The 14,203-nt window shown below is 57.1% G+C and carries 12 protein-coding genes and 1 riboswitch; of the genes, 9 read left to right on the top strand and 3 right to left on the bottom strand.

Annotated features, from left to right (window positions below; genetic code table 11):
- Window positions 1-201: 201 nt before the first annotated feature.
- A riboswitch (TPP riboswitch) is annotated at window positions 202-298 on the top strand.
- Window positions 299-332: 34 nt separating this feature from the next.
- Window positions 333-1,118, top strand: coding sequence for a hydroxyethylthiazole kinase (gene thiM, locus NNN71_RS09280; protein WP_271458375.1), 786 nt, complete (start codon window positions 333-335; stop codon window positions 1,116-1,118).
- Complete coding sequence (thiD, locus tag NNN71_RS09275; protein ID WP_271458374.1) at window positions 1,115-1,915, top strand: bifunctional hydroxymethylpyrimidine kinase/phosphomethylpyrimidine kinase; 801 nt, start codon at window positions 1,115-1,117, stop codon at window positions 1,913-1,915. Before thiM ends, thiD begins: the two co-directional genes overlap by 4 nt.
- 82 nt (window positions 1,916-1,997) lie before the next feature.
- On the opposite strand, the gene NNN71_RS09270 is transcribed toward thiD, so the two are convergent.
- The 3 genes from NNN71_RS09270 to NNN71_RS09260 form a co-directional block, all read right to left on the bottom strand.
- Complete coding sequence (locus NNN71_RS09270; protein ID WP_271458373.1) at window positions 1,998-2,852, bottom strand: LuxR C-terminal-related transcriptional regulator; 855 nt, start codon at window positions 2,850-2,852, stop codon at window positions 1,998-2,000.
- A 93-nt stretch (window positions 2,853-2,945) separates the two neighbouring features.
- Complete coding sequence (locus NNN71_RS09265; protein WP_271458372.1) at window positions 2,946-4,664, bottom strand: amidohydrolase; 1,719 nt, start codon at window positions 4,662-4,664, stop codon at window positions 2,946-2,948.
- Between the two features lie 3 nt (window positions 4,665-4,667).
- Window positions 4,668-6,125 carry an APC family permease gene (locus NNN71_RS09260; protein WP_271458371.1) on the bottom strand — a complete coding sequence of 486 codons (1,458 nt, stop codon included), beginning with the start codon at window positions 6,123-6,125 and terminating at the stop codon, window positions 4,668-4,670.
- 352 nt (window positions 6,126-6,477) lie between these two features.
- On the opposite strand from NNN71_RS09260, the gene fbaB reads away from it, so the two are divergent.
- The 7 genes from fbaB to NNN71_RS09225 all read left to right on the top strand — a co-directional run bounded on the left by fbaB (window position 6,478) and on the right by NNN71_RS09225 (window position 14,201).
- Window positions 6,478-7,530 carry a class I fructose-bisphosphate aldolase gene (gene fbaB, locus NNN71_RS09255; protein ID WP_163449116.1) on the top strand — a complete coding sequence of 351 codons (1,053 nt, stop codon included), beginning with the start codon at window positions 6,478-6,480 and terminating at the stop codon, window positions 7,528-7,530.
- 268 nt (window positions 7,531-7,798) lie between these two features.
- Window positions 7,799-8,953: a mandelate racemase family protein gene (locus tag NNN71_RS09250; RefSeq protein ID WP_163449115.1), complete on the top strand. Its 1,155-nt coding sequence runs from the start codon at window positions 7,799-7,801 to the stop codon at window positions 8,951-8,953.
- A gap of 67 nt (window positions 8,954-9,020) precedes the next feature.
- Window positions 9,021-10,643 carry an ABC transporter substrate-binding protein gene (locus NNN71_RS09245; RefSeq protein ID WP_167575458.1) on the top strand — a complete coding sequence of 541 codons (1,623 nt, stop codon included), beginning with the start codon at window positions 9,021-9,023 and terminating at the stop codon, window positions 10,641-10,643.
- On the top strand, window positions 10,640-11,677 hold the full coding sequence (locus tag NNN71_RS09240; RefSeq protein ID WP_062778702.1) for an ABC transporter permease: 1,038 nt from the start codon (window positions 10,640-10,642) through the stop codon (window positions 11,675-11,677). Before NNN71_RS09245 ends, NNN71_RS09240 begins: the two co-directional genes overlap by 4 nt.
- A complete protein-coding gene (locus tag NNN71_RS09235; RefSeq protein WP_167575459.1) occupies window positions 11,674-12,579 on the top strand; it encodes an ABC transporter permease in 906 nt (301 codons plus the stop codon). Before NNN71_RS09240 ends, NNN71_RS09235 begins: the two co-directional genes overlap by 4 nt.
- Window positions 12,551-13,417, top strand: coding sequence for an ABC transporter ATP-binding protein (locus NNN71_RS09230; RefSeq protein WP_163449112.1), 867 nt, complete (start codon window positions 12,551-12,553; stop codon window positions 13,415-13,417). The genes NNN71_RS09235 and NNN71_RS09230 overlap by 29 nt, the downstream gene beginning before the upstream one ends.
- 10 nt (window positions 13,418-13,427) lie before the next feature.
- Window positions 13,428-14,201, top strand: a complete 774-nt coding sequence (locus NNN71_RS09225) for an ABC transporter ATP-binding protein (protein ID WP_223802967.1) — start codon at window positions 13,428-13,430, stop codon at window positions 14,199-14,201.
- The last annotated feature ends 2 nt before the right edge of the window (window positions 14,202-14,203 follow it).

Below are 14,203 nucleotides of genomic sequence, written 5' to 3'. Positions count from 1 at the left end.
GGTTTAATTATGGCTATCTGGTTTTTCGTTTCGTATGAAAGAAAGTCATGGCTATCTTTTTTTTACCTGTCGTGAGCGTGTTAATTAAAGTTTAACGACTATTAGATATAACCTTGCTGTTTATAGCGTGATTTCTCGCGGCGGAAGAGGCTTGCTTAAGCGAGAAACTTCCCTTACGCTTGCAAAAAAGCGGCCACGCCGCTAAACGACTCGGGGTGCCCTTCCTGGTGAAGGCTGAGAAATACCCGTACCACCTGATCTGGATAATGCCAGCGTAGGGAAGTCAGAGACCGCCAGGTCATTGCTTCTTCGCGTTATGGCAGGAGCAAACCATGCACGTTGACCTGCTAAACCCCGCGCAATCCGCGCGCACTGCCCATCTTCTTCACCAGCATGCCCCTCTTGTTCACTGTATGACCAACGATGTCGTGCAGACTTTCACCGCCAACGTATTGTTAGCCCTTGGCGCCTCGCCCGCGATGGTGATTGATGCCGGTGAAGCCGCGCAGTTTTCCGCCATAGCCAGTGCGGTCCTGATAAACGTCGGCACTTTAACCCAGCCGCGTGCGCAGGCGATGCGTGCGGCGGTGGAAAGCGCGAATGCGGCGAAGACGCCCTGGACGCTCGATCCGGTTGCCGTTGGCGCACTGACGCTGCGCAGTGAATTCTGCCGCGGCTTACTGCAATTACAGCCTGCGGCGATTCGTGGAAATGCCTCTGAAATTCTGGCGCTGGCGGGCGAGAGCCACGGCGGGCGCGGCGTGGATACCACCGATACGGCCGCGACGGCGCTGCCAGCGGCACAGAAGCTGGCGCGAGAAAGCGGCGCGATTGTGGCGGTGACGGGAGAAGTGGATTACATCACCGATGGCCAGCAAACGCTGGCGGTGCAGGGCGGAGACCCTCTGATGACGCGGGTGGTTGGCACGGGTTGCGCGCTGTCGGCGGTGGTGGCGGCCTGCTGCGCGCTGCCGGGAAGCCGTCTGGAAAATGTAGCGGGCGCCTGCGCGCTGATGAAATTCGCCGGACAGAAGGCCGCCGAGGGGCGCGGGCCGGGGAGCTTTGTCCCAGCCTTCCTTGATGCGCTGTACGCGATGAATGCGGAGGTGGCGGCATGAAGCGCATTAATGCTTTGACCATCGCCGGTACCGACCCTAGCGGTGGCGCAGGCGTTCAGGCAGACCTGAAAACCTTCTCCGCGCTGGGCGCCTACGGTTGTTCGGTGATGACCGCGCTGGTGGCGCAAAACACCCGCGGAGTGCAATCGGTATATCGCATTGAACCCGATTTTGTCGCCGCGCAGCTGGACTCGGTGTTCAGCGACGTGCGCATTGATACCACCAAAATCGGCATGCTGGCCGAGACCGATATTGTTGAAGCCGTAGCCGAGCGGCTGGCGCGTTATCGCATTCAGAACGTGGTGCTCGACACGGTAATGCTGGCGAAAAGTGGCGACCCGCTGCTGTCCGGATCTGCGGTGACGACGCTGCGTCAGCGTCTGCTGCCGCAGGTGTCGTTGATTACGCCAAACCTGCCGGAGGCGGCGGCGCTGCTTGACGCGCCGCATGCCCGCAGCGAACGTGAGATGCTGGAACAAGGGCGCGCGCTGCGAGCGCTGGGCTGTGAGGCGGTGCTGATGAAAGGCGGTCATCTGGATGACGCCGAAAGCCCTGACTGGCTATTTACCGCCGACGGTGAAACGCGGTTTACCGCGCCGCGGGTGGTGACCAAAAACACCCATGGCACCGGCTGTACGCTGTCGGCGGCGCTGGCGGCGTTACGGCCACGTCACGCCAGCTGGCAGGAAACGGTGCCGGTGGCGAAAGCCTGGCTGTCGAAAGCGCTGGCGCAGGCCGATACGCTGGAAGTGGGCGAGGGGATTGGCCCAGTGCACCATTTCCACGAATGGTGGTAAATTTGCTCAAGGTGTGAGGCTGCCCGTCCACCGTATCGTGCCGTGGGCTGGCTGGCCGAGAGGGAAGCGAGACGGCAACGTTTTATCGGCTGGATGCACGTGGCGCCCATTCCGTCACGCTGCTAATGTTCGTAGCGAAACACCACTGATACAGCGCCTGTTTGTCGGGCAAATTGAGCTTTATCAGCGCCCGCCCAAGATAGGTTCTAACCGAGGTTTCCTTTACATTCATCTGGCTCGAAATCTGTGCAATCGTATTGCCGCTCAGCACGCTTATGCAGGTATTGTACTCTCGCGTTGATAGCCTGATGCCACTACTTATCAACTTGTGGGTAAATGCCTGCTGGGGTGTCAGAACCGTGGATAACGGTTGCTGACACAATTGCGCGTGCTTGTTCAGCAGGGTGAGGACAAACGGCCCAAAATCGAATAAACGCTGCACTTCCAGTGAGTTAAAGGGGCGCTCGTCGCGCTTTTGAAAGATCGAATAGGTATAAACATGGCGATCGTCGGTTAGCGTGATGGCGTACTCAATGCCCAACTGGCTATGAATATAGAGTCGTTGATATGAGCTTGTGCCTGAACGGTTGTCTGAGGGGGGCGGAATCCGTTCAATCCGCATGCCATCCATTGGGTTGCGTTCGATACGAGCGATCAGCTCATCATGTCGCCATTCTTCCTGTCGGGTATACAGATCCAATGCCTGAGAAACAATCTCCGGTTCAATGATGCTGGCGGCAAACAAATTTTTAGCCTGACAGATATGACGCGGCTGGCGCGACGCCGTAGATTCCCGGTCAAACAGCATGGCCACGCTGTGATAAATACCTGGCAGCATGGCATGTTGATTAAGCCAGTTATGCAGTTGCCAGGGGAAGCGACCACTACCTAACTCATTGATAATATGTTGAACATCAGTGATGGCAACCTGCATCATGACTCCTGCAACGTGACGCGTTGCGTAATACCATAGCGAGAGCGTCAATAAAAAAGCGCGACCCTTCTCGCAAAGAAGAAGGGCCGCACAGGGCTATTGCTGACTGGCTGCCCTGAACAGCAGTTCGGCTTGCGACTCTGTCGCGCTGTATACCAACTGCCCCTCAAACCAGGTCTGCAATACCCTTGTCGAGCCTATTTTGTCGGGGGCGATGTGCAGCAAATTAGCGTCAAGAATAATAAAGTCCGCCTTGTATCCCACCTGAAGCGAGCCTGTCGTTTGCTCCATAAAATTGGCCCGCGCTTGCTGTACCGTGCAGGCTTCGAGCATCTCCTCGACGGTGGCGCGCTCTTCTGGCCAGGGAACTTGATGGTGTATTGGCGCGTCATAATCAAACACCCAGGGATGATAGTTATCCGCCGGAATTCGGGTCACCGCCGTTTCGATGCCGACGAGCGGGTTTGGCCATGCCGTGACGGGATAATCACTGGCATTGGTCACCCTGACGCCCGCCTTGAAAAAGCTTTCTATGGGATACAGATAGCGCTCTGCCCGGTCCTTGCCAATCCAGTCGGCAATCATCAGCCAGGTTTTATCCCGCGCGGCCCAGAAGCTGTTCAGCATGACGGTAATGTCTAACGCTTTAAAGCGAGGGATATCGTTGGGATCGCAGGCCGTCGCATGGGCAATACAGTGGCGAGCGTCGCGCACGCCGTTGATACGTTGCATATAATCAAATGCATCTAGCGCCTGACGGACGGCACCGTCAGCGATACAGTGAATATGAATCTGCCAATGGGCTTTATCGATCGCAACAAACATTGCCTGCAGTTCGCTAGTCTGCCAGTTTTGCTCGCCATAGTAAGCGTCGCCTTTCCCGGCGGCCGCGGTGTAAGGTTGCAGCATCAGCGCCGTTTTGGTTTCGAAGATCCCATCGGCGAAGAATTTCGCGGCGGAAACCTGAAAGCGGCGGCTCTCGCGTTTCAATGCGGTCAGTTGCTCGTGCAGTGCCGGAAACTGTGCTTGCCCTTTCTCAGGTGAAACCAACAGGGCACCGCGTAGATTCATGTTGAGCAGTTGCTCATTATCCAGTTCAGTCAACGCCGCGATGGCATTCTGGCCGCGAATATCCAGCCAGGGGTCGTATGCGCCGGTGATCCCAAGGCTGTGCGCGAGGGTCTGAAAGCGCAAAATGGCCTCCTTGTAATCGTCCTTAGACCAGTCAGGCAGTCGATCCAGTACCAATGCCTGCGCCGTTTCGCGTAGGCAACCGCTGGGTTCACCCTGCGTGTCGCGCTCAATTCTGCCATTCTGCGGGTCGGGTGTTTGTGCGGTAATGCCCGCCATTTCGAGCGCTTTTGAATTCACCCATATGGAATGGTACGTTTCCGATGCAATGACGATGGGAATATCCCGCGACAGGTTATCCAGTAGCGCTTTGTCTGGACCGCTATCGGGGAATGTGGCTTCCAGAAAACCACCGCCGCGAATAAAACGGGCCTCTGGCCGTGACTGAATCTTGTTTTGAATGGCGGCAATATAGGCTTCTGGCGTGTTCATTCCTTGCAGATTGACGCCGCAGACATCATCGGCGCTTATTGAGTAGTGGCAGTGACCGTCGATAAAACCCGGCATCACAAACCGCCCTTCTAAATCACAAATCAAGGTATCGGGATGAATACAGTGCGCGATATCGTGATGTGTGCCGATAGCGATGATTTTATCCTTGGCCAAGGCGAACGCTTGAGCCACGGGATTTTGGCTATCAGCGGTCCAGATAAATCCATTCGTAAATACGATCTCTGCGTTCATAAATTAATCCTTGTTATTGACCGGAGAAGGAAGGGGAAGCGACGGTGAGGGAGTCTGGGCCTGTTTGAGGCTGCGTCTGATAAAGAATTCACCGACACCCAATGTCAGCATGACGCCGATGGCAATAAATCCGGCGTTGGCTGCTTTAAACGGCTGACCTGGTACCCAAATAAGAAAGAAGGCGGTGAGGAATAAAATTATTTGCGCGAGTCTCATAAGCGCGGTAACAACCCAGTTGGGTGCTGGAAAGATATAAGGTCGATGGGTCGTGGTATCGTATTTACGCAATTTAAGGAAAGCCTGGAAATTAACGAAATAGGGGATGAGTAACAAAATTGTGGTGGATGAGAATATTGACCAGAACATCTCCTCAGCAGAGCCAGAAAGCGCTGTGCTGACGATTGTCATGATCGTAGTAATCACTGCGCCAGCAATTAAGGCGCCCGCAGGGCTGTCGTGTCGTGGATGTGATTTTGCCAGCGCCGCCGGTAATTCATGCGCCTGAGCGGTGGCCTGCGCCATGCGGCAGGTCGCCAGCATCCACATTAATGATTGTGAGCACAGTGCGGCCAGATACAGTAAGCCGATGATATAGACAATGAGGGTGCCGATGATGCCATCGCCGAAACCGAGACGGAAGCATGAGATAATTCCGCCGATAATATCGACCTTATCGCTCGGAATAATCAGTAACACACCGCTGACGGCAATAATATTCAGGCCAATAACCAGGATAACGTTACTGAGTGAGGCAATTGGGATGTCCTTTTTGGGGTTCCGCATTGATGCGGCCGCTGCGGACATCGTCTCAAAACCCAGAAAATTATAAATCAGGGCTGGAATAAAGATCATCGCCTGGCCATAGGTTGGACGGATAACCTCCCAGCTAAAGGTATTGGCGGGGGCATGCCCACGGTATAACCAGATTACGCCGCTGAGTATTAATCCCAGAGCCATCAGAATTTTTACCGAAGAGGCGAAGTTGATAATAAATGTCGAGTTGCGCATCGGACGCAGCGCGAGTGCGGTAATGGCCCAGACCAGAATGATGTTGAGCGCGGCTTTACCCACCAGACCTATTTCAATAGCAAAAAGTTGGCAAAAAACGTTGACGATGACGGTCATGGCTGAAGAGATCCACAGCGCATTACCGCACCAGTACATCCAGGCGATACGTGCGCCCCACAGCGTACCGTAGGCGCGTTTTATCCAGGCATAAAGACCACCATTTTCTGGGTAGGCTGCGCCTTGTTCTGCCACGACCAGACAGCCGGGAAAGAAGAAAACGACGCCAATGATCACCATCCAGGAAATCGCGGAAACGCCCATCGCCGCAATGGGGGCGACGGTATCAATAAAAAAAATGGCACAGATTAAACCCAGAATAATATCCAGGCGGCTGAGGCTGTAACCGCTATTTTCAGCGGATGACTCGCTAATGTGTGTTTGTTTTTCTGCCATACAATATTTCCCGCCAAAGAGTAAGAATGATTATGTTTTTTATAGGAGCAGGCGATCGGAGCTTATCGAGCGGAGGGGGAGGGCGTCTGTCGTAATAAAAACGACAAAAAGAAAAAGTGTGATCGGTGCTAAATCACTTCCGAGGAGGCAGTTTACTTCGTGAGTCAATTTTAATGTGGCCAGCATCCACCGTACGATGGCCGCAGAATGTCCCGTCTGCGTGCCAGCAGCTTGTGCGTTAAAACCGACAAAAGTTGGACATTCTACGCCCCCGGTACCAGGCTTATCCTGCTCAAAAAACTCGAGCAGGACATCCAGCCGACATGATGTCGGCGCTTACGGGAGCATAGCTATGACTGATATTGCGCAGTTGCTTGGCAAAGACGCCGACAGCCTTTTACAGCATCGTTGTATGACCATTCCAGCCGACCAGCTCTATCTGCCTGGCCACGACTACGTTGACCGGGTGATGGTGGATAACAACCGCCCGCCTGCGGTGCTGCGAAACATGCAGACGCTCTACAACACCGGGCGTTTAGCCGGTACGGGCTACCTGTCGATTCTGCCGGTCGATCAGGGCGTTGAGCATTCGGCCGGGGCCTCGTTTGCCGCCAACCCGCTCTATTTTGATCCGAAAAACATCGTCGAACTGGCCATTGAGGCGGGCTGTAACTGCGTGGCCTCAACCTACGGCGTGCTGGCGTCGGTTTCGCGCCGCTACGCGCACCGCATACCGTTCCTCGTGAAGCTCAACCACAATGAAACGCTGAGCTATCCGAATACTTTCGATCAAACGCTGTACGCCAGCGTTGAGCAGGCTTTCAACCTTGGCGCGGTGGCTGTAGGGGCGACCATCTATTTTGGTTCAGAAGAGTCTCGCCGCCAGATTGAGGAGATCTCTGCCGCTTTCGAGCGCGCGCATGAGCTGGGGATGGTGACGGTGCTGTGGGCCTACCTGCGCAACCCTGCGTTTAAGAAAGACGGCGTTGACTATCACGTCTCTGCGGACCTGACCGGGCAGGCCAACCATCTGGCGGCGACCATCGGCGCGGATATCGTCAAACAAAAAATGGCCGAAAATAACGGCGGCTATAAAGCGGTGAACTTTGGCTATACCGACGATCGTGTATACAGCAAATTGACCACCGACAACCCGATTGACCTGGTGCGTTATCAGCTGGCGAACTGCTATATGGGCCGCGCGGGGCTTATTAACTCCGGCGGCGCGGCGGGCGGTGAGACCGACCTGTCCGACGCGGTGCGGACGGCGGTTATCAACAAACGCGCTGGCGGCATGGGGCTGATTCTGGGGCGTAAAGCGTTCAAAAAATCCATGGCCGACGGCGTGCAGTTGATCAACGCCGTGCAGGACGTTTACCTCGATAGCAAGATTACCTTCGCCTAAAAGTTTGCCTCCTCGCCCGCCACGGTGAGGAGGCCGATCCCCTTCACACTTCGTTATCCTTTTGTGAAAAACATCACGCCTCCTTGTGCGCATGCCCAAAAAACAGTCGATTGTTAGCGCTATTTGTCCGTGGAAGCGCTGTTATTTTGTGCTTAGATTAGTCATGAAACGCCTTTTCAATTCCCTAAAACCGTTTTATCGGATCAGTGTTGGACACAGGATTGTGGCGCGTTAAGCGCCATGTCGAATGTTGTACTAAGGACACATAATGAAAATTGAATCTGTAAATGTCACCGTTTTCCAGCATCCCACCCGCCGCGTCTCCGATAGCGCCGGGCACTCCCATCCGGGGCCAGAAAGCATGGCCAAAATGGCGATGCTGACGATTACCGCGGACGATGGCAGCAAGGGCTATTCGTTTGCACCGCCGGAAATCGTACGCCCGTTCGTGGTAAATACCTTTTTCCGTAAAGTGCTGGTTGGCCAGGATCCGTTCGACCGCGAACGCATCTGGCAGGACCTGGTGCACTGGCAGCGCGGCAGCGCGCATCAGCTGACCGAACGCGCGTTGTCTTTCGTGGAACAAGCATTGTGGGACCTGATTGGGCGTAAGCTCAATATGCCGGTCTACAAACTGCTCGGCGGCTATCGTGACAAAGTGCCGGCCTACGGCAGCACCATGTGCGGCGACGATTTAGAAGGTGGCCTGTCCACGCCGGAAGAGTACGCGGCCTTTGCCGAAACCCTGGTGGCGCGCGGCTATAAGGCTATCAAGCTGCACACCTGGATGCCGCCGGTCTCCTTCGCCCCGAACCCGAAAATGGATATCAAAGCCTGCGCCGCGGTGCGTGAGGCGGTGGGGCCGGATATCGACCTGATGATCGACGGCTACCACTGGTACAGCCGTACCGAAGCGCTGTGGATAGGTAAGGAGCTGGAAAAACTCAACTTCGCGTGGTTTGAAGAACCGATGGAAGAGGACAGCATGTCGTCCTACGCGTGGCTGGCGGAAAACCTCTCTATCCCGATTATCGGGCCGGAAAGCTTTGGCGGTAAGCACCACAGCCGTGCGGATTGGGTGAAAGCGGGCGCGTGCGACATTCTGCGCGCGGGCGCTAACGGCGTGGGCGGCATTACGCCAACGATGAAGGTGGCGGCGCTGGCGGAATCCTTCGGCATGGACTGCGAAGTGCACGGCAACGGCGCGGCGAGCCTGGCGGTGGTCGGGGCGATCCGCAACTGTCGCTGGTATGAGCGCGGTCTGCTGCATCCGTTCCTCGACTACGACCAGCCGGCGGCCTACCTGAACAGCATCATCGACCCAATGGACGCGGATGGCTTTGTTCACCTGTCTCAGCGCCCTGGACTGGGCGAAGACATTAACTTTGCATATATCGAAGCCAATACCGTCAGCCACGACTGACACATAACAAAGACAAGACAGGCGCGTACGGATTCGTAGCCTGTCGTACCCTACAGGCGATAGATAGATGAAAAAATCCTCCTTACTGGGAGCGTGTTTGCTCGCGCTCACCATGACGATGGGGAGCGGGGCGGCGTTGGCGAAAACGCCGCCGGATCAGCTCATTATCGGCATGAACATGAACAACCTGCTGACCCTCGACCCGGCCGCGATGACCGGTAATGAAGTGGTGGGTATCGTGGTCAACCTCTATGATTCGCTGGTTGAACTGGACCCTGAACAGCTGACCAACGTCAAACCGGCACTGGCCAAATCCTGGGACATCAGCCCGGATGGCAAAACGCTGACCTTCCATCTGCAAAACAACGTTAAGTTTCACTCCGGTAACCCGCTGACCGCCGCCGACGTGGTGTGGTCGATGCGCCGTATTCTGCACCTTAACCTCGCGCAGGCATCGGTGTGGAAGTCTTACGGCTTCAGCAAAAAGAATGTCGATAAGCAGGTGACCGCACTGGACGACTATACCGTGCAGATCGTCCTGCCGAAGCCGAACGATCCGCAGTTGGTGATTTACTCACTCGGCGCGCTCGGTAACCTCGGCGTGCTCGACAGTAAAACCGTGCAGAGCCATGAACAGGATAACGACTGGGGCAACAAGTGGCTGACCACGCACGAAGCCGGTTCCGGGCCGTTTATGCTGGAGACCTGGCAGGCCAAAGATGTGCTGCGCATGAAGCGTAACCCGGACTACTGGCGCGGCGAGCCGAAGATGAGCCGCGTGGTGCTGCGCCACTTCCAGGAGTCGCAGACCCTGCGCCTGATGATTGAAAAAGGCGACCTTGATATTGCCAACAACATGGCGGTATCGGACATCAACGCCCTGCGCAAAGACCCGCAGCTTACCGTCGACGCGGTGCAACGCGGCACCATGTACTACGTGGCGATGAGCATGAAAGAGGCGCACTTCGCCAATCCGAAGGTGCGTGAAGCGGTACGCTACCTGATTGATTATCAGGGGATTAACAAAGCGCTGATGCCGGGCTACGGCGTACTGCACCAGCGGCCAATCAAGGCGGGTATGCCGTCAACGCTGCCGGATCCTGGCTACAGCTTTGACTTAGCGAAGGCGAAAAAGCTGCTGGCGGAAGCGGGCTATCCGGACGGTTTTGATACCACGCTGCGCGTGCTCTCGGACCAGCCGTTCCTCAATATCGCCATTGCCGTTCAGTCGACGCTGATGCAGGCGGGCATCAACGCCAAAATCATTACCGGCACCGGCAACCAGATTTACGGCGCGATGCGCGAGCGTAAGTTCGACATGCTGGTCGGGCGCGGCGGCAGCGGCATGGAGCCGCATCCGCACTCCAGCCTGCGTGCGCTGGTCTATAACCCGGACAACAGCGATGAAGCGCGACTCACCAACTTCCAGGGCTGGCGTACCGGCTTTTACGACAAGCAGCTCAACGAGATGATCGACGGTGCGCTGCTGGAACGTAACCCGCAGAAACAAATTGCCGATTACCAGGCCATTCAAACCCGCTTCGATGCGCTGATCCCGGCGATGATTCCCGTCTCGCAGATGGTGGACTCGGTGGTGGTGCGCAACGAAGTGAAAGACTACAAACCCCACCCGTCGGCGACCACGTTCTTGCGTGACGTCTACAAAGTAAGCGAAGGAGATAAAGGATGAGTACGGCAATTCTCGCGCCCGGCTCCCGGACCCGGCGCTTTTCAAAACGGTTGATGCAGGTGGCGATTACGCTGTTTGGCCTGCTGCTGCTGACCTTTTTCATTGGCCGCGTGATGCCCATCGACCCGGTGCTGGCGATTGTCGGCCCGGATGCCGACCAGAGCACCTACCAGCAGGTCTATCACCAGCTGGGCTTTGACCAGTCGCTGATGACCCAGTTTGGTATTTATTTCGTCAACCTGCTGCACGGCGACCTCGGTAACGCGCTGCTGACCGGTAAACCGGTGACCGACGATATTATTCGCGTCTTCCCGGCGACCATGGAACTGGCGACGATGGCGATTATTGTCGGCGCGGGCCTCGGCATTCCGCTGGGCGTGCTGGCGGCCGCGCGTCGTAACAGCATCTCCGATTACGTGGTGCGCATTATCAGCCTCGCCGGTTACTCCACGCCGATTTTCTGGGTGGGGATGATGGGTCTGCTGGTGTTTTACGCCTGGCTTGGCTGGGTCGGCGGCGCCGGGCGCGTTGACCTGGGGCTGGACGGCATCGTGCCGCGCCGTACCGGGCTGATGACCGTGGATGCGCTGCTGGCAGGGAACAGTGAGGTGTTCTGGAATGCCATTAATCACCTGATTCTGCCTGCCGCGCTGCTGGGCTTCCACTCGCTGGCCTATATCAGCCGTATGACCCGCAGCTTTATGCTGGCGCAGCTGTCGCAGGAGTTCATCATCACTGCCCGCGTGAAAGGGTTAACCGAACGTCAGGTGATCTGGAATCACGCGTTTCGCAACATCCTCGTGCAGCTGCTGACGGTGGTGGCGCTGGCCTACGGTTCGCTGCTGGAGGGGGCGGTACTGATTGAAACCGTCTTCTCCTGGCCGGGCTTTGGCTCCTATCTCACCGGCAGCCTGCTGCTGGGCGATATGAATGCGGTGATGGGCTGCGTGCTGTTGGTTGGGGTGATCTTCGTGATGCTCAACCTGCTGTCCGACATGCTGTATCAATTCTTCGATCCGAGGACAAAATCATGACGGTTTCTCTGGATACGTCTTTGCGCGGCGGCGCTGGCGAAGGCCGCCAGCGTTTGCAACGTGCGCTGGTCCGCGCCGGTGGGTTTATCGGCAAGATGGCGCGTAACCCGTTAACGGCGATTGGCGGCGGGATTATTTTCCTGCTGCTGGTGGTGGCGATTTTCGCGCCGCTGATTGCCCCGTATAACCCGCTGGTGCAGGACTTAAGCAACGCGCTTACCGCGCCGAACGCCCAGCACTGGTTTGGCACCGACGAGTTTGGCCGCGATATCTTTAGTCGTCTGGTCTACGGTTCGCGCATCACGCTGTACATCGTGCTGCTGGTGTCGGTGACTGTCGGCCCGCTGGGGCTGCTGCTCGGCGTCTGCGCGGGCTACTTCGGCGGCAAGGTAGACATGGTGCTGATGCGCGTTACCGACATCTTTATCTCCTTCCCAAGCCTGGTGCTGGCGCTGGCGTTCGTCGCCGCCTTAGGCCCAGGGCTGGAGCACGTGGTAATCGCCATTACGCTTACCGCCTGGCCGCCGATTGCGCGTCTGGCGCGCGCCGAAACGCTGTCGCTGCGCCAGGCGGATTTTATCTCCGCCGTGCGCTTGCAGGGGGCCTCTCCGGCCCGCGTGCTGTGGCGCCATATTGTGCCGCTGTGCCTGCCGTCGGTGATTATTCGTATCACCATGAACATGGCGGGGATCATTCTGACCGCCGCTGGTCTCGGCTTCCTCGGCCTCGGCGCACAGCCGCCGGAGCCGGAGTGGGGAGCGATGATCTCCAGTGGCCGTACCTACATGATGGAGTGCTGGTGGGTGGTGACGATTCCGGGGCTGGCGATTCTGATCAACAGCTTAGCGTTCAACTTCTTAGGAGATGGCCTACGTGACATCCTCGATCCTCGCAGCGAATAACGCTGCACCGCTGCTCGACGTGCGCGACCTGTGCGTCGACTTTGTCAACGGCAGCGCGGTCACCCATGCGGTGCGCGGTGTCTCCTTCCAGTTGGGGCGTGAAAAACTGGCGATTGTCGGTGAATCCGGTTCGGGAAAATCGACCGTCGGGCGCGCGCTGTTGCATCTGCACCCGAAAAAGGCGCGCATTGACGCCAGCCGGATGCAGTTTGGCGATATCGATCTGCTTAACGCCAGCGAAGCGCAGATGCGCGCCATTCGCGGCAAACGGATTTCGATGATTATGCAGGACCCGAAATACTCGCTGAACCCGGTGGTGCGTGTGGGCGATCAGATTGCCGAAGCCTGGCTAACGCACCATCCAGGGCATAAGGCGGAAGCGAAAGCCAAAGCGTTGGAGATGCTCGACGTGGTGCGCATCCGCGACCCGCAGCGCGTTTATAACCTCTATCCGCATGAAATCTCCGGCGGCCAGGGGCAGCGCATCATGATTGCGATGATGCTGATTACCGACCCGGAGCTGGTGATTGCCGATGAGCCCACCTCGGCGCTGGACGTCTCCGTACGTTTGCAGGTGCTGGGGCTGCTCGACGATCTGGTGAAGTCGCGCGGTCTGGGGCTGATTTTTATCAGCCACGACATCAACCTGGTGCGCAGCTTCTGCGATCGAGTGCTGGTGATGTACGCCGGGCGGGTGGTGGAGTCCATCGCTGCCTGCGATCTCGACAATGCGAAGCATCCGTACACGCAGGGCCTAATCAGCGCGCTGCCGGATATGCAGCATCGTCGCCCGGTACTGCCGGTGCTACAGCGTCAGGCCTGCTGGCTGACGGATTAAGGAGCGCATCATGATTGAAGTGAAAAATCTGAACCTGGTGTTTGGTGAAGGCGAGAAGCGCAACCAGGTGTTGTATGACGTCAATTTCCACGTCCAGCCGGGCGAGATTTACGGCCTGGTGGGGGAGTCCGGTTCCGGCAAAACCACGGTGCTGAAGTGCCTGGCCGGGCTGTTTAACCACTGGCAGGGCGAGCTGGCGATCAACGGCCAGCGGCTGGATCACAACATCAGCCGCGAACGCTGCCGTAAGGTGCAGATGGTGTTTCAGGATCCTTACGGCTCTCTGCATCCGCGCCATACCATTGGTGATATTCTGGAAGAGCCGCTGCAAATCCACGGTATCAGCGAGCGTGACCGGCGCATCAACACGCTGCTGGATCGCGTGGGGCTGAATCGCGCGTTTCGCGACCGCTATCCGCACCAGCTCTCCGGCGGCCAGCGTCAGCGCGTGGCGATTGCTCGCGCGCTGATCCTTGAGCCGCAGGTGCTGCTGCTCGATGAACCCACCTCGGCGCTGGACGTCTCGGTGCAGGCGGAAATCCTCAACCTGTTGGCGGAGCTGCAAAAAGAGTCGAACCTGACCTACCTGATGGTGACCCACGATCTGGGCGTGATTGCCCATCTCTGCCAGAAGGTGGCGGTGATGCAGTACGGCAAAATTCTCGAAACGCTTAGCGTTGACGCGCTGGTGAACGGCGAGGCCAAAACGCCGTATACCCAGATGTTGGTGAACGCCAGCCGCCAGTACACGCGCGAAATGGCGCGGGAGGTGGCGGCTTACTAGCC

Source organism: Kluyvera sp. Awk 3, assembly GCF_028069715.1.
GTDB lineage: Bacteria > Pseudomonadota > Gammaproteobacteria > Enterobacterales > Enterobacteriaceae > Kluyvera > Kluyvera georgiana_A.
The sequence above is the reverse complement of the archived record's forward strand: the minus strand, read 5'-3'. Positions and strand labels throughout refer to the sequence as shown.